This window comes from Bradyrhizobium sp. Ses1 (assembly GCF_059512365.1).
The window spans coordinates 72181-88334 of record NZ_JCAMOQ010000020.1 but is presented as its reverse complement, the minus strand read 5'-3'; the positions used below and the strand labels follow the sequence as shown (position 1 = coordinate 88334).

At 63.0% G+C, this 16154-nt stretch carries 11 protein-coding genes; 5 read left to right on the top strand and 6 right to left on the bottom strand.

Going from position 1 to position 16154, the window contains the following annotated elements:
* Positions 1–66 precede the first annotated feature (66 nt).
* Both AC5ZG5_RS22800 and AC5ZG5_RS22795 read right to left on the bottom strand, forming a co-directional pair.
* Positions 67–1221, bottom strand: a complete 1155-nt coding sequence (locus AC5ZG5_RS22800) for an alpha-hydroxy acid oxidase (protein ID WP_456643920.1) — start codon at positions 1219–1221, stop codon at positions 67–69.
* 99 nt (positions 1222–1320) lie between these two features.
* Entirely contained in the window at positions 1321–2208 is an 888-nt protein-coding gene (locus AC5ZG5_RS22795) for an MlaD family protein (RefSeq protein ID WP_456643879.1), read from the bottom strand.
* 112 nt (positions 2209–2320) lie between these two features.
* On the opposite strand from AC5ZG5_RS22795, the gene AC5ZG5_RS22790 reads away from it, so the two are divergent.
* On the top strand, positions 2321–3985 hold the full coding sequence (locus AC5ZG5_RS22790; RefSeq protein ID WP_456643878.1) for a GMC family oxidoreductase: 1665 nt from the start codon (positions 2321–2323) through the stop codon (positions 3983–3985).
* Positions 3986–4137: 152 nt separating this feature from the next.
* Positions 4138–5499 carry an FAD-dependent monooxygenase gene (locus AC5ZG5_RS22785; RefSeq protein ID WP_456643877.1) on the top strand — a complete coding sequence of 454 codons (1362 nt, stop codon included), beginning with the start codon at positions 4138–4140 and terminating at the stop codon, positions 5497–5499.
* 64 nt (positions 5500–5563) lie between these two features.
* On the opposite strand, the gene AC5ZG5_RS22780 is transcribed toward AC5ZG5_RS22785, so the two are convergent.
* From AC5ZG5_RS22780 to AC5ZG5_RS22770, 3 genes are all read right to left on the bottom strand, one after another.
* The gene (locus tag AC5ZG5_RS22780) at positions 5564–8932 is read right to left on the bottom strand and encodes an adenylate/guanylate cyclase domain-containing protein (RefSeq protein ID WP_456643876.1); all 3369 of its coding nucleotides are present in this window, start codon (positions 8930–8932) and stop codon (positions 5564–5566) included.
* 322 nt (positions 8933–9254) lie between these two features.
* On the bottom strand, positions 9255–10088 hold the full coding sequence (locus AC5ZG5_RS22775; RefSeq protein WP_456643875.1) for a DUF2066 domain-containing protein: 834 nt from the start codon (positions 10086–10088) through the stop codon (positions 9255–9257).
* 92 nt (positions 10089–10180) lie between these two features.
* The gene (locus AC5ZG5_RS22770; protein ID WP_155255165.1) at positions 10181–10327 is read right to left on the bottom strand and encodes a hypothetical protein; all 147 of its coding nucleotides are present in this window, start codon (positions 10325–10327) and stop codon (positions 10181–10183) included.
* A gap of 965 nt (positions 10328–11292) precedes the next feature.
* Here AC5ZG5_RS22770 and AC5ZG5_RS22765 point away from each other — a divergent pair.
* The 3 genes from AC5ZG5_RS22765 to AC5ZG5_RS22755 all read left to right on the top strand — a co-directional run bounded on the left by AC5ZG5_RS22765 (position 11293) and on the right by AC5ZG5_RS22755 (position 15151).
* Positions 11293–11562, top strand: a complete 270-nt coding sequence (locus AC5ZG5_RS22765; protein WP_456643874.1) for a hypothetical protein — start codon at positions 11293–11295, stop codon at positions 11560–11562.
* Positions 11563–13018: 1456 nt separating this feature from the next.
* Entirely contained in the window at positions 13019–13888 is an 870-nt protein-coding gene (locus AC5ZG5_RS22760; RefSeq protein WP_456643873.1) for a GNAT family N-acetyltransferase, read from the top strand.
* Between the two features lie 174 nt (positions 13889–14062).
* The gene (locus AC5ZG5_RS22755) at positions 14063–15151 is read left to right on the top strand and encodes a TRAP transporter substrate-binding protein (RefSeq protein WP_028163820.1); all 1089 of its coding nucleotides are present in this window, start codon (positions 14063–14065) and stop codon (positions 15149–15151) included.
* A 56-nt stretch (positions 15152–15207) separates the two neighbouring features.
* Here the strand turns inward: AC5ZG5_RS22755 and AC5ZG5_RS22750 are convergent, their stop codons facing one another.
* Entirely contained in the window at positions 15208–16137 is a 930-nt protein-coding gene (locus AC5ZG5_RS22750) for a DMT family transporter (RefSeq protein ID WP_456643872.1), read from the bottom strand.
* Between the last annotated feature and the right edge of the window lie 17 nt (positions 16138–16154).

The following is a 16154-nucleotide window of genomic DNA, read 5'->3' as shown; positions in this document are numbered from 1 at the left end:
TGCTTGCGGAGAGAGCCCCTCACCCCAACCCTCTCCCCGTAAGAACGGGGAGAGGGAGAAGCGATCTCAAAACTTCCGCACCAGGTCCGGCGTGATCTCGCCGATTGAGCGGATGCCGAGCAGCGCCAGGTCGCGGTCGATCTCGTCACGGAGCAGCGTGATCGCGCGCGTGACGCCCGCTTCGCCGGCGGCGACCGCGGCATACAGGAACGGTCGCCCGACCCATACGAAGTCGGCGCCCAGCGCCAGGGCCTTGATGATGTCGGTGCCGCGGCGGATGCCGCCGTCGACCATCACGGTCATGCCGTTTGCCTTCGCGGCGATCTCCGGCAGCGTGCGCAGTGCGGAGACCGTGTAGTCGAGTTGGCGGCCGCCGTGGTTGGACAGCATCACTCCGTCGACGCCGCTTTCGCGCGCGATCCGCGCATCCTCCGGCGACACCAGGCCCTTGACCACCAGCTTGCCGTTCCAGCGCTTGCGGATCAGCTCGACATGCTTCCAGGCGAGCTGGTCGCGCGCGCCGATATTGCGGATCAGGTTCTTTGAGAGCACCGGCGGGCCGCGCTGCGCGTCCATGTTCTCGAAATGCGGCATGCCGTGATTGAGAACCGTGCGCGCCCAGGTGTTGAGCAGCCAATCCGGATGCGTGATCGTGTCCCAGAACACCCGCGGCGTGATCGCAAGCGGCACCTGGAAGCCGTTGCGGATGTTGTTCTCGCGGTTGGGCGCCACCGGCACGTCGGCGGTGACGACGAAGGTGTCGTAGCCGGCCGCAGCCACGCGGTCGACCAGAGGCTCGATGCGCGCGTCGACCCCGGCGAGATAGGCCTGATACCATGCGGCCTCGTTCGCGCGGCGGACGTCCTCCAGCGTGATCAGCGAGGAGGCGGACAGGATCATCGGCACGTTCGTCGCGGCAGCCGCCCGCGCCAGCACGATGTCGCCGCGATAGGCGCAGAGCGCGGAGGAGCCCATCGGCGGAATCCCGAAAGGCGCAGCGTAGGTCTTGCCGAACAAGGTCGTGGTCTGGTCGCGGCCGGAGACGTCCTTGAGCACGCGCGGCACGAAGCCGTATTCCTCGAAAGCCCTGCGGTTGTCGCGCTTGGCCGCATCGGTCTCGGCGCCGCCGTCGATATAGCCGAACAGGAATTTCGGCAGCAGCCGGCGTGCGGCTGGCTCGAAATCGTCAAGCGTGAGATAGCGCCGCAGATGCCGCGGCACGGCGCTCTGGGCGCGGGTTACCGTGGGCGGCGGCGCGGGCGGGCTGATCGTCTTGTCGTGCACAGCGGGCGTTTCCGTATTTGTTATGGTCGCGCTACGTTAGCGCCCGCCGCCGGTTCCGCCAAATTTCCGGTTCGCCTGGTTCACGGACTGGCTGATATCGCCGAGCATCTTCCTCGTGTCGGCCATCATCGCACCGGACTTCTTGTCGAAGCTCTCGATCAGTTCGCGCAGCGAGATCACGGTCGGCAGCAATTCGCCGCCATATTTGTCGCTGCCGAGGCTCTTCAGGAATGCTTCGGTGCGGCTCATGCCGTCGTCGACGGCACTGACGCCCGCCTCGGCGGTGCTGATGACGCTGCTGATCTTCTCGCCATTGCTCGACAGCGAGGCGGTGAAGGTCTCGAACCCCCGCAACGTGTCCTTGATCGCATCCTCATTGTCGTCGATGACCGTGTCGACATTGCGCAATACGGCACGGATCTTTTCCTGGATGCCCATCGTCCCCAGGGGATCGGCGGTCAATTCCGGAATGCCGTCGGCGCCGGTCGGGGGAAGCGGCGCCTCGTCGGTGCCGCCGGTGAAGGAGATTGCGGCAATGCCGGTCAGGCCCTGGAATTCGAGGCCGACCTGGGTGTCCTTCTTGATCGGCGCCGTTTTGTCGATCCGTGTCATCGCGATCACGCGGTGACGGTCGAGCCTGATCCACTCCACCTCGCCGATGCGCACGCCGGCGAAATTCACGCTGCCGCCGCGGCGCAGACCCGAGGCCGAACCCTCAAAGATCACCCGGAGCGGCACCTGCCGCTGGATTCCGGCATATTTGCGGTAACCGAGCCAACCGCTCAGCGCGCCGGCGATCAACGCCAGCGCCAACGTCCCGATCATTACATTGCTGGCGCGCACCATGTTTCGACCTTCGAAATGGGCTGCAAAAATAGCGGATTTGCGGCGGCCAGTCACCGCGGCGAGCGAACAATTCGGCACGATCGTCGTGATGTTCCGTAACCACTTTGTACCGAGAGGCAAGAAAAGCGTAAAAAGGTTGGTGCAAGGAAGCGAGCTGTGCAGGCCGGCGGGCAGCAGGCGGGGGAGACCAATGTCCAGCATGATCTCAGGAGATCGCGGCGGCGGCGTCACGAGCCGGCAACTCAATCGCCGCGACGCCCTGGCGGCAGCGGTCGGCGGCGGCCTCGCGCTGTCGAGCCTGGCTCGTTCCGCAGGCGCCGGGGCAGGGCCCGCATCCGGCGTCCGCGTATTGCATTCGCCTGAGCAGCTCGCTTCGTCCTACGACCACATCATTGTCGGTGCAGGCTCGTCCGGTTGCGTCATGGCGCATCGACTCGCCGTCGCTGGACGACGGGTGCTCCTCGTCGAGGCCGGCGGAGAAACGAAGCTGGCAGCGGTCAGGGATCCGCAGGAGTGGCCCAAGCTGCAGGGCAGCGAGCTTGACTGGCGTTATTTGACGACCCCACAACCGGGGTTGGGAGGCCGCATCATCCGCTGTCCACGCGGCAGGGTCGTGGGCGGCTCCAGTACGATCAATGCTCTGGCCTATCAGCGCGGCCACGCGGCTGCCTATGACCGCTGGCCCGCCGGGTGGCGCGCGGCGGACCTTTTGCCATACTTCAAGCGCGCCGAGACTTTTTCCGACGGTGCCAGTGCATGGCGGGGAGGCAGTGGTCCTCTCCACGTCCTGTCCCTCGCTGATGTCGGGGATCGCAATCCGGTGGCATCCGCCTTCGTCACGGCGTCACAAGACCTCGGATACCCGATGTCACCGGATATCGGAGGGGAGGTCACGACCGGCGTCGGCTGGAATCAACTCAGTATCAAGGACGGCGCCCGCCACGATGCGGCGACGGCGTATCTCGGAAGTCTCGAAGACGTGAGCGTCGATCTGCTGGTCGACACGGACGTGCTGGGCCTCGCGATCGAAGGCGGACGGTGCATCGGCGTGCGGCTCGCCGAACGCATCTTGCGGGCCGCGAGCGAGGTGCTGCTTTGTGCCGGTGCGATCGATTCGCCACGCCTTTTGATGCTGTCGGGAATCGGCCCGGCCGATCAGCTCCGATCGTTCGGCATTCCCGTTGTCGTGGACCTGCCGGATGTCGGCCGCCATCTTGAGGACCATCCATTGGTCGCGGGCGTAGCGTACGCCGCACGGCGCGAGGTGCCACGCTCGCACTACAACCATGCCGACGCTGTCCTCTACGTGCCGCGCACCGACCCGGGTGAGAGCCCGGAGCACCTTGTGATGTGCCTGTCCTTGCCGTTCGTCCTGCCGAGCGTCGGCCCATTGCCTCCACCGGCTTACGTGCTCGTTTCCTGCCTGATGCGGCCCCGCAGCCGCGGCAGCGTGAAACTCGCCTCCGGCGATCCGCGGGCCTCGGCTCTGATTGATCCGAATTATCTCTCCGAGGCCGCCGACATCGACCTTCTTGTCGAGGGCGTTTCTCTCGCCCGCGAGATCGGTGCCGGTGCAGCCTTTGCCGACTGGCGCGCCCGCGAAGTCTATCCGGGACCCGAGGCAAAGACGAGCGACGACATCCGCAAGTTCATTCTCGGCGCGACAGATTCATTTCATCACCCTGTCGGCACGTGCCGCATCGGGGCCGTCGTCGACGAGGCTTTGCGCGTGAAAGGCGTGGCGAGCCTGCGCGTCATCGATGCTTCGGTGTTCCCCGGGATCCCGCAGGCGATGACCAATGCCGCCGCAATCGCCGTCGCCGAGAAGGCCAGCGATCTGGTGCTCGCCGGGTAGAGCTGTCTCGGATGAACACTTTGTGCACGGATCAGGCGGTCGTCGCCTCGCGGCACTACGATCGTAACGCGCTTCTTCCGCGCTGAAATCACGCTGTAACCCGTTCGTCCCCTCATGATGCGACACCGCTGCGCGAATGAGGAGAGACTGCGATGGTAGGCAGAGCGATCGGTAAACAGGCCGTAGTGATCGGTGCGAGCATGGCTGGTTTGGCCGCAGCGCGTGCGCTGGCCGACCACTTCGAACGGGTGATCGTGCTTGAGCGCGACCGCCTGCCTGAACAGGCAGTGCCGCGAGCGGGCACGCCGCAATCCCGGCATCTGCACGTTCTGCTGCCAGGCGGCCAGCGGGCGCTGACCGATCTGTTTCCGCATTTCGAGCGGGATCTGGCAAATGCGGGCGCGGTGCCGCTTCGAATGTCACGCGACGTGCGTATGGAGATCCCGCGTCTCGGTCCACTCCCGTCGCGTGATTTCGGTTGGTTCCTCTATTGCGCATCCCGTCCGCTGATAGAGCTGATCACGCGCCGACAGGCCGAGAGGCTGACTAATCTGACGATCCGGCCGAGATGCCGGGTGCTCGAGATCACCGCTACATCAGATGGCACCATGGTCACAGGCGTCATATGTGAAGATGCTGATGGGCGGCAGGAAACCCTCGCAGCCGATCTCGTTGTCGACGCTTCCGGACGCGCTGCGCCAACCTTGGCGCTGCTCCGTTCGACCGGCCAGCCGGCGCCGGATGAAATCGTCATTGGTGTCGATCTCCATTATACGACGACCACCTTCGCCATTCCCCAGGATGCATCCACCGATTGGGGAGGCGTCGCCACTCATCCCCACGCGCCGGAACGCAGCCGCGGCGGCTATCTGATGCCGATCGAAGGCAACCGCTGGGTCGTGACGCTCTCGGGACAGCTCGGCGAACAGCCGCCGGCTGAGCCGGACGGCTTCATGGATTATGCCAGGCGACTAGAGACGCAGACGGTCTACAACGCCATTGCGCACGCCGAGCGGCAGGGCGGATTTGAGCGCTATGCCTTTCCAGCCAGCGTATGGCGTCGTTTCGACCGGCTGAGCGCATTCCCGCGCGGCCTGCTGCCGATCGGTGATTCGATCTGCCGCTTCAATCCCGTCTATGGCCAGGGCATGAGCGCGGCAGCGCAGGAAGCTCGGCTTCTGAAGCAGCTTCTGCAGGGGCGCGCGACCAAGGCCGATCCGCTTGCCGGATTGGCGCTGGCGTTCTTTTCCGAAAGCCTGCCGTTGGTCGAGGGTCCCTGGAACATGTCGGCGATCCCGGATCTGGTCTATCCCGAGACACGTGGCGAACGCCCGGCGGATTTCGAGAGCCGGCTCCAATACAACGGAGCCCTGCTTCGGGCCGCGATGCGCGATCCCGCCGTTCACCGGCTGCTCGCAGAGGTTCAGCAATTGCTCAAGCCGCCAAGCGCTCTCCAGGAGCCGGCCGTCGAGCGGCTCGTTCAGCTTGAACTGTCCCAAATGGCTGCCGAATAGCTCAGCCCTCCGCGAGGTTGAAAAGGGCGAAGCTTCGTTGCGGCAGGGCTGTCAATGAAGGCTGTCAATGAAGCTCGCCAAGCAAGGTTCTGGCGTTGCGCAAGTCGCGTGTGTCAAAACCTTCGGTGAACCAATCGTAGACCGGGGCGAGAAGGTCGTGGGCCGTTTCTCTCTTGCCCTGCTCAGCCAAAAGCCGTGCCAGGCTCATGGCTGCGCGCAATTCCCACGACTTGGCCTGCTGTGCGCGCGCAAGAGTGAGGGATCGCTCGAAATATGCTTTCGCTTTCGCCACGTCGGGCTGCAGCGATTTGAGCGCGATTTCGCCGGCAACGCGATGCGCCTCAGCCTCGCACCACTTTTCCTTGGTGGCTTGCATCGCCGCCATTGCCTTGTCGATGCAGCGCCAGGCATCGTCGAATTGGCCCGAATCCGCATGCGCGATTGCCAGCATGAACTGGTGCTCCGGCGTGAATATGGTCGATCCGGCCGATCGCCATAAATCGATGCCCAACGTGACCGTCTCGACTGCCTCCGTGGCTCGTCCCATGAGGGTGAGGACATAGCCTCGCCGCAACACCCCTTCTGCCTTTCGGAATGGCGCGCGCTTCTCCTCCGCCAGGATGGCAAGTTCCTTGAGATACTCGTTTGCCGCGTCATAATTTCCGCAATAGGTGTTGACAAGAATCGGGAAGTTCAGCGTGAACATCAAAGTAGCGGCATGTTCAATCTGGCGCGCTTCCATCAGCGCGCAGTCTGCATCCCTGAGCGCAGCATCGGGATAGCCGAGCTGCCACAACGCCATTGAACGAAAGCCCAGGCACGTCATCCGGAGGTCCTGGCCGAAGCGCGTCATCAATCGCCGGTGCTCGGCCGGACGGTAAAGCGCCAGCGCCTCGTTGTAGTGCGCCAGAGCCTTGACCTGGTCCCCCATGAACGCGAGCGTACTCCCCATGGTGCGGTGTCCGACCATGAGCGGTACCGTCGTCCCGTCCTTCTCACCGAGAGCAAGAAACCGCGCGGCGAGCTCCCGCGCAGCCTCGCCGTCAAAGCTGATGAAATTGACGAGCCATTGCCCGAACAGCGCCGAAAGCAGCAATGAGGCGTCGTCGGGAGATTCTCCGAGCTGTTCCGCCTGCTCGATCAGCGCTCTCACCTGAGCCACGGCAGCTTTGGTTTCGGGCGCGCTATATCCCTTGACATGCATGAGCGTGTTCACGAGCGCGGTTTGCCAAATGATCTGCTCGCGCCGCAGATCGGGCGTGCTGGGCAAGGTCGCGATCTGCGCCAGGGCGTGGGTAAGTTGTTCTGCGGCTTCGGCCAGTGCCGAGCGCTCCTGTGAGCGTTGTCCCGCCTTGCCCCACAGGAACGCGGACTTTTCGATCAGGTCGGCATTCATGTAATGACGCGCCAGCAACTCGGGCTGGCTTTCGGCGATTTCGGGAAACTCTCTCTCGAGGACTTCGGCGATGCGCGCATGCAGCACGCGCCGTGGCTCGCGCAATAGCGTGCTGTAGGCTGCGTCCTGCACCAGCGCATGCTTGAACAGATAGCTCGCATGCGGAGGAATGCCCTGCCGAAACAGCAAACCCGCGCCTACCAGCCGGTCGAGCGCGCCGGCCAATTCCGCCGGCGGCTTTCGCACCACCGCGGCCAGCAACATGTGGGGGAATTCCCGGCCGATTGCCGCGCCAACCTGCGCTATATCTTTCGCCGAGCCGAGCCGGTCGAGCCGCGACATCAACGAGGCCTGCAGGCTGGCCGGGACCGGCACCACCGACTTTGGCTTTGCTGCGGCGGCCGGCTGCGCTTCGTTCTCGCCCTCCGCATCCAGCACCGCCTTGGTCATTTCCTCCGCGAACAGCGGAACGCCGTCGCTGCGCTCGATGATGTCCTGGCGGATGCCTGTCGGCAGCGACCAGATGCCGACGACTTCCTTGATGAGGGAATCGATGTCGCGCCGCGTCAGCCGATTGAGCGTCAGCGCAGCCACATGCGACCGTCCGATCCAGGGCGGGCTGAATTCCGGCCTGAAAGTGACGAGCATCAAGAGCCGGTGTCTGGCGACCAGATCCACCACCCGGGCAAACAATTCGAGGCTGGTTGGATCGGTCCAATGCGCATCTTCGACAATCATCAGCACCGGACTGATCCGCGCCAGCGCCTCGAGCTGCGAACAGAGAGCTGCCAGCGTTTTCTCACGACGGAGCTGCGGCTCGACTTCGACCGGAGGGTAGCGCCCATCGTTGGGCAACGACAGCAATTCGGCGATCAGGGATGCATCCTCAGGCGGCGTCGAGCTCTGCGCCAGCAGCGCGTCGAGCTTGTCCAGTTTCGATTGCGGGCCGTCATCGTCTTCCAATGCGGCGACGCGCATCAACTGGCTGATGATCGGATGAAGCGCGCTGTCGGTGTGTTGCGGCGAACAGACGTAACGCAGGCGTATGTGCGGCTCGAGCGCAAGTTGCTGCAACAGTCCGAAGGTGAGCCGTGATTTGCCGATCCCCGCTTCGCCGGAAATCAGCACCACCTGACCTTCGCCGGCCTTGGCTCTTGACCAGCGCCGAAGCAGCAACTCGAGTTCTTCTTCCCGCCCCACCAGCGGCGTCAGGGCACCCGCGTGCAGTGCCTCAAAGCGGCTCGCCACCGAGCTGGATCGCAGTGCCGCCCAAACGCGCACATCGCCCTGGATACCCTTGAGGTCTCTTGTCCCGAGATCCTGCAGCTCGAACAGATTTCCAAGCAGCCTCCGGGTGCCGTCAGCAATGACCACCATGTTGGGTGACGCGGCCTGTTGCAGCCGCGCGGCCAGGTTTGGAGTTTCACCGACAATGCCGCGCTCCTGAGCGTTGCCCGACCCGCTGAGATCTCCCACGATCACCACCCCGGTCGCAATCCCGATGCGGATTTGCAGAACGACCGGAGCCTTGAGGGCGGAAATCGCCGAGATCAGCTCCAGCCCGGCCCGTACCGCACGCTCCGGATCATCCTCGTGCGCCTCCGGATAGCCGAAATAGATGAGAGCGCCGTCGCCCATATATTTCGCCACGAAGCCGTCGAAGCGTCGCACGGTCTTCGTGACACATTTCTGGTAGGTTGAAATGATGTCTCGCAAATCCTCCGGATCCATGCGCGTCGAAAGTTCCGTCGAGCCCACGAGGTCGACGAACATCACGGTGACCTGACGGCGCTCCGCCGTGTCGGGCGCCTTCGGTTCCACCGAGGCTACGGCGCGCTCGGGTGCAGCCTGCGTGGGGGCTGGCGGCTCGCTGATGGCTGCAAGGATTTTCCGCCGGTGCCCGAGCGGAATTGCGATGTCCTTCAGGTCGTCGTCCGTCAGGTGGGGCAGAACGGACACGTCAATCGCATGGTCGGCAAAACGCTGCGCGTATTGCCCGAGACCAAGTCGATCAAGCCACTGGGCAATCTCCTGCACGTCGCCTCCAGGCTAAGCTGCTGTCAATCATGGCCTTGCCGGCCGACCTGTGTTCCCGCGCGGCAACGGGACAAAAGGTGTGCGCTCGCCATGCCACTATCGACCGGAACGCCGCACTTGCGAGGCAGCCGGCCCATTCGCCGCGCCTCCGAAAGGAAAATGAACTTTGTATCCGGGCTCGTCAGGGCCCCAGGTTGGATTACCGCAGATTACATCGATTGAGAGTGAAATGCCGCACAGATCAGACGGCCAACGTCATTGCGCCGATTGTTCCGCTGGCGGTCAAAAAGCGGCGTCTTGAGCAGTGGCCGGTCGCTTCCGCCTATCCCGAATCACCGTTTCCCGAGAGGATCTGGGCCGCGCCGCCGATGCCGCGGCGGAAGGCTTCATCAAATGTGACGCCGCGAAGCTGCCATCGGTGCGTCCGGCCATTCCAGTCCATCCGCCACTCCGTCGCCCATCCGAGCTCCGAATCGTCCCACTTTAGCCGTCCGACTAGAACGACTTCGCCACCCCGTTCGGCTGCCACAGATGCCAATGTCGAGGATGCCGTCGTCAAGAGCTCAGCGGCATTGATATTGGCTTTCGCCAATGCCGCGACATCGGGCAGCACGATCATCATGCCCCGCTTCAGGGCGGCGGCGAGAAGCGAGTCACGTTGCAGGTCGGACTGCCTTGCATCCGATGTGGCGAAATATTGTTTTGAGCCCTGCTCCATCTCGACAAAAACGCCAAGGATCGGGCGGCGCGAAAGCCAGGGCCTGACGCCGAGCGAGTTGAGAACATCGTTGATCTTCTTGTCATCGAAATCGACGATCAAATCGTACGGCCGGTCGCGGGTGCCCTGCTCGTCGCGCTTCGGCTTGCCGGACATCTGATCGTGGTAGTTATAGGCGCCGACGAAATCAGCCGCGCGCGATTTGTACGCATCTAGCCGAGGATCGCTCTCGAGTTTGAGGGCTCCGGAAACCTTGACGAGAACGTCCTCGAGACAAGCGGCAAAGCCGATGATGCGATTGGCTTCGCCCTGTCCGGTGACGATTGTCTGCGCGCGATAGAGATTCTCCGCCGCGACTGCAGATGTGCCGGCCCAGTTCGCCAAGACAGCCATCAGCGATGTCTTGATGATGAGGGCGATCACACCTGGACATCGCACGATCATCTCTTAACAGCGCCAAGAGTAAGAGAAGGAGGGTTGACGATGCCGAGCCGCTTGGTGGCCACGCGGCGGCAAGACTCCAGCCAGCACTACATTGTAGTGCTGATCGATCCGCAGGGCTTGAAGGTCTGGATCGAGCGCCCGTGCAAGCACCCTTCGTGTTTCTGGGCGAAGGCAAGCAAGCCCATGATAATCAAAGCCACCAAGACACCTCCGGCCACGAGGTTCTGCATCATGGCTGTCACTCCACGGGGTTGGCAGACTACGCATTAGGTGACCGCTGCCACGGATGATGAACACGCCGGGCGCGGCCGTCAATACGCCACACGACCGATCGAGCCTGGTCGACCGGAGGCTGGAAGGCGGGACACGACCCAAAATTCCCGGCGTTCCGAGCGGCCACTTCCGAGGGGCAGATAGCCGAGGTTCGATGATGCAGCCTTGGAAGCTCACTCACATCGGCTCGATCTCTCCGGGACGCCAACTCTTGTCGAGCCAAGGTTCGACCGGCCCGTAAAGGCGCAGCTGCGTGCTGCAGCCCTTCATGCGAGCCTCAGCGTCCAGCGACGGCAAAGGTCGTTCTGATGCGTGGGTTGGGTGAAATCAAAACCGGTGCCGGGCAGCAACGTTGATCAAGATCAACACAAGTCCGCTGTGGGGCAAGGCGGCGCTCGAGGCGTGTGAGTGAGGCGTTTCGCAAGCGACCCCAGCGGCGATCAAATCCATCACAAACTCTTGTTGGACTAAGGCTGCGACGAAATCGATCTGGAAAGATGAGCGAGCCTGTTGGGGTCCGCTCACTCGTTCCTGGTAAACCTCTGCACGGAGAATCGCAATGATGGCCGACAAATCACGACGTGCCGTTCTCGCTTACGCAATGTTGGCCGTGAGGACCATCGCGCTTGGCACTCCCACTGCGCTTGCAGCTAACGCAGTGGATGTCCCTACCAAATATTTGGTTCGTTCGAGCGCGCCCGTGCGCCACGTGGATTGCACCTCTGCCCCGCGAGCCGCTCAACCTGCCAAGAATGCCCATGATCCATTCGCATCCATGTTGTTGGGATGACGAGCCCGTCGAGCTTGGTCGTCACAACATGCTCAACAATTTACCGAGCAGGCTGATTCACACGCTCGGTAACGTTTTCCCATTCTGATGAGCGGCGCTTCTGTCTGAGCCTCGATAGCCGATTGAGAGCGAGCCATGTCAAGAAACATTCTCCTTGGGGTCGCATTGGCTGTAGCGTCGTTAGCGCTGGCAAACATCGGATCTGCAGAGGACGCCCCGCCCGTTCACAAGGAGCCGTGGCCGATTCGCAATGGTCGCAATTACCAGCCAACCGAGCGTGAGCTGAGAGCCTTGCATCAGGAGGATGTCACGCCCAAGCAGGCGCGCGAGATCGACCGATTGTATGATCAACTCCTGGCGAGTAGTGAAAAAGTTCGCAAGCGGCGTCCCGCACCGAAAGAATGATCGCGCTGTTGCCGAAACCGCGCGAGAGCGGCAAGCAGCGCCGCGGCGCCGCCGAAAAGTTTGAGTGTCGACAGGCGTAGACTCCCTACGCAGTCGGGCTGGCGAGGTCTGCCAGCCCGACTCATTGTCGTTATTGGAACGTGCCAGTAGCGGTATTGGGCATGCAGGGGGGTACAATATAGGGATCCGAGGCAAATGCGCCGACGTCTGGAGCCCGCACACAGTCCATAGCGCCCCTATGGGCCTTGGTCGTGGCGTGCCGCGCCGCGACATCGTTGCGTGCAGCCATGGCCTGCGTTGTGAATACGGCGGCTGCGATGAGCGTGGCCGACACGAAGGTCATTTTTGTCATTGGTTTCTCCATATGATGACAGAAGCCAAGGAAGCGCTCGGCTCCTTATTGTGAAGAGCGGCCGGCCTTCGGAAATATTTCATCACGCGCCCTCAACGAAGCGTGACCTTCTGCGCACGCTGCGCGGCGCGCCGAGCACACTTGACGCTGCCGCATCGAGGCTGAGCATCGGCGCTGGCAGACTGCGATCGCATCACTGCTATCGGTCGCCGTCTCGCCGTTACGGAAGTGGCCCAGCCTTGCCGTGAACCCATGCGATGTCTGCCTCATTGAGGCAGACGGCAAACCGCCAAACGTTTGCGTGATCGGGAAATATCGAGGCTCCGATCTCGGTCTCCCTTTCAGAAACGCACATGCTTCCGTTCAAGATAGCTCGCGATCCAGACAGCACGTTCACCTCACGAAGCGGGATCAATTCGTCTCGTCCCTCGCCGGACTACAATCGATCCATGCAGGAGAAACGAAAATGATTTCATTCAAAGCTCTTGCAGCGGCCGCGCTGCTGTCCGTCACCGCAGCGACGTCGGCATCCGCGCAAGCTCCCGCGCCGGGCGCTGCGAGCAGCAGCGCCCTGTATATGAAAAATCGGCGCGACTCCGGGTATAATCCGAGGAACGACTTCAGTCCGGACGGGACCATGAGGGCAGCCATCCAGGAGCCGGGATCATTCTCGTTCTATTATCCCAACCTGGACGTTCTGAATGGAGGGGCGCCAACTCCTGCCGCCAGGATGTCTCCCGGCTGGCCCGCGTTGAAGGGCGCGTGTGCGTCGGCTGGCGGCGGCATCTCTTATTGCGGCCGCCGCTAGAGCATGATCCGGAAAAGTGGAGGCCGGTTTTCCCTCGCGACAAACGCGAAGCGTTTGCGCGGAGATCATGCTCAAACAAAGAGCTAGAGCGGGATGACGATTCGAAGAAAAGTCATCGCGCTCTAGGGTTCTCGTGATTTTGCGCCCGACGCATTCCCGCGTTGTCATGCTCGCCGCCATCACCGGCCGTGACTCGATCGTGCGGCACGGCGGATGTTTTCCAGGGAGCCCCGGGCGCCGCCGCGAGGGCGTTTCTTCGGTTGCCGGTCGCAGCTCACTCGTGGTGATATCGGTTCATGAGCCCATCTGTACGACCGCCCGCCACCAACGGCCTGTGCATCCGGACGATGCGGCCGGACGAAATCTCCATCGCCGTGGACTGGGCGGCGGCCGAAGGCTGGAATCCGGGCCTCGCCGACGCCACCTGCTTCGCCGCAGTTGATCCCGAAGGCTTCTTCATTGGCGAGCTCGACGGCGCGCCGATCGCGACCGTCTCCTGCGTCAATTACGACGAGAGTTTTGCCTTTCTCGGTTTTTACATCGTGCGAAAAGAGCTGCGCGGTCGTGGCTACGGTCTGCGCATATGGAACGCGGCCATCGCGCACGCCGGCCGACGTGTGATCGGGCTCGACGGCGTGGTGGCGCAGCAGGAGAACTACAGGAAGTCCGGGTTCGAATTCGCGTACGCCAACGTCCGTTACGGCGGCACCGTCGCGGCTCCGGATGTGCAGCAGGCTAATATCGTCCCGCTCGCCGACGTCCCATTGGCGAGTGTGGAGGCGGATGACGCGACGGTGTTTCCGGCTCGGCGCACCGCATTCCTGCGCGCCTGGATCGGCTCCCCCGGGCATGTCGGCTGCGCGCTTGTCCGCGACGGCGGCCTTGCCGGCTGGGGCGTGATCCGTCCGTGCCGGAGGGGCTGCAAGATTGGCCCGTTGGTGGCCGACGACCGCGCCAGTGCCGAGGCGGTTCTGTCGGCGTTGCTGGCTCGCGTGGGCGGCGGCGAGATATTTCTCGACGTTCCCAGCATCAACCGCGACGCGGTCGCGTTGGCGCAAGATCTGGGGCTCGCGCCGGTGTTCGAGACCGCGCGCATGTATACCGGCGCAGTGCCGCCGTTGCGATTGGAGCGCGTATTCGGCGTCACCACCTTTGAGCTGGGATAGCGCAAACCCCGCTGCCTCACATAGGCGCGATGGCCAGGGCTCAAGGCTTTGGGCGGGGTCAGTCGTAGGCTGCTCTGGCATCGGCCGGGCGTTTGCGATAGGTCCTTATGTCGTCGGGCCGCCTAACGGAAGCGGCGCCCCAATCGAATTGCAATCCGAAGGAGTGATGACATCATGAAACGCCGTACGTTTCTCAAAGGCGGCGCCGTGACCGGCGCGGCGACGCTGGTTGCGGCACCGGCGATCGCGCAGTCGATGCCCGAGATCAAGTGGCGTTTGACGTCGAGCTTTCCGAAGTCGCTTGATACCATCTACGGCACGGCGCAGACCTTTGCGAAATATGTCGCGGAGGCCACCGACAACAAGTTTCAGATCCAGACGTTTGCGGCGGGCGAGATCGTGCCCGGCCTGCAGGCGCTTGATGCCGTGAGTGTCGCGTCCGTCGAGATCGCGCAGACGCCGCTCTATTTCTACATCGGCAAGGAGCCGGCGCTTGCTTACGCGACGGGCGCGCCTTTTGGCATGAACCATCGCCATCAACATTCCTGGTGGACGTTCGGCGGCGGTGCCGAACTCTGCGACGAAGCGCTGAGGCCTTTCAAGGTGCATGCCATTCTGTGCGGCAACTCCGGCACGCAAATGGGCGGCTGGTTTCGCAAGGAGATCAAGACGGTCGATGATCTCAACGGCCTCAAGTTCCGGATCGCGGGCATGGGCGGTCATGTGCTCGCAAGGCTCGGCGTCGTGCCGCAGCAACTGGCGGGCGGCGATGTGTATTCAGCGCTCGAAAAGGGATCGATAGATGCCGCGGAGTTCGTCGGACCCTATGATGATGAGAAGCTCGGCTTCTACAAGGTGGCGAAGTACTATTACTTCCCGGGCTGGTGGGAAGGCGGAGCCATGCTGCACATGATCGTCAACGACGAGAAGTGGAATGCGCTTCCCAAGCAATACCAGTCGATCCTCACCCAGGCCGGCTCGGCCGCAGGCGCCTGGATGCTCGAGAAATACGACAGCGTGAACCCTGCGGCCCTTAAACGGCTTGTCGCTGGTGGGGCGGAGCTGCGCGCGTTCCCGCAACCGGTCATGGAGGCGAGCTACAAAGCCACCCAGGATCATCTGAACGAGCTTGCCGAGAAGAGCCCGCTCTTCAAGAAAACAAAAGAGAGCCACGACGCGTATATGAAGGACGTGCTCTTCTACACGCAGATCGCGGAAAACTACTACGACAACTATCTGCTGAGCAAAATGCGCAAGGGCTGATTTCGCCCGATCGCGCCAAGAACAGCTTCGGTTCTGATTCAGTCAGAACCGAAGCTCTAGGCCGGCTTCGGCTTGCGCGAGGCGACGAACACGCCTGACAGCACCAACGCAAAGCCGATGAAGTGGAACAGTTGCGGATGCTCGCCAAGGAAGATGATCGAGAGCACAGTGCCGAACACCGGCACCACATGGAAGAACGGCGCCGTGCGGTTGGCGCCGATCAACTGGACGCCGCGGTTGAAGCAGAGATAGGCCAGCGTCGAGGGAAACACCGCGACATAGATCAGTGAGAGCACATTGCCGACGTTAAGCTGCATCACCGGTCGCGCCAGCAATTCCCAGATCAGGAGCGGTATCAGGCATGCCGCGCCGCAGCCGAAGGTGAAGGCGACGAATGACAGGCCATGGATCTCCGGCCGCTTCAGCGACAGCACCGAATAGATCCCGAACATCGTGAGACCGGCGAGGAAGATCAGGTCGCCCTTGTTGAACTCGACCTTCGACAGCGCGGTGAGGTCGCCGTGCAGGATGATCACCAGCACGCCCGCAAGGGACAGCAGGACGCCGAAGGCCTGCGCCACCGTCAGCCGCACGCCGAGCAGGACCAGCGACCACACCGCGATGATCAGCGGCGCCGCCGATTGCAACAGCAGCGTGTTCAGCGCCTGGGTATATTCGAGCGCCCAGTACTGCATGGTGTTGAAGACGCCGATTCCCGTCAGCGAGAGCAACACCATCAGGCCGAGACGGCCGCGGATCGCGGGCCAGTCCCGCTTCAGGTGCGGCCAGGCCCAGGGGAGGATCAACAGGAACGCCAGCGACCAGCGCAGGAAGGAGAGCGTCACCGGCGCAATATGGCCGGCGGCGAGCCGGCCGACGATGGCGTTGCCGGCCCAGAACAGCGCGGTCAAGCTGAGCAGGAGGTAGGGCTGGTTGGCCAGCCAGTTGCCGGAGCCGGCAGGGGAGGTGGTCTCGGAAGCAGACATGCGTCGGGCCCGGTTCA

What these genes read in the sequence shown, in the direction of transcription:
- AC5ZG5_RS22790 (WP_456643878.1), top strand. Translation starts at nt 2,321, where the DNA reads ATGTCCAGCATGATCTCAGGAGATCGCGGCGGCGGCGTCACGAGCCGG.
- AC5ZG5_RS22785 (WP_456643877.1), top strand. Translation starts at nt 4,138, where the DNA reads ATGGTAGGCAGAGCGATCGGTAAACAGGCCGTAGTGATCGGTGCGAGC.
- AC5ZG5_RS22770 (WP_155255165.1), bottom strand. Translation starts at nt 10,327, where the DNA reads ATGATGCAGAACCTCGTGGCCGGAGGTGTCTTGGTGGCTTTGATTATC.
- AC5ZG5_RS22765 (WP_456643874.1), top strand. Translation starts at nt 11,293, where the DNA reads ATGTCAAGAAACATTCTCCTTGGGGTCGCATTGGCTGTAGCGTCGTTA.
- AC5ZG5_RS22760 (WP_456643873.1), top strand. Translation starts at nt 13,019, where the DNA reads ATGAGCCCATCTGTACGACCGCCCGCCACCAACGGCCTGTGCATCCGG.
- AC5ZG5_RS22755 (WP_028163820.1), top strand. Translation starts at nt 14,063, where the DNA reads ATGAAACGCCGTACGTTTCTCAAAGGCGGCGCCGTGACCGGCGCGGCG.
- AC5ZG5_RS22750 (WP_456643872.1), bottom strand. Translation starts at nt 16,137, where the DNA reads ATGTCTGCTTCCGAGACCACCTCCCCTGCCGGCTCCGGCAACTGGCTG.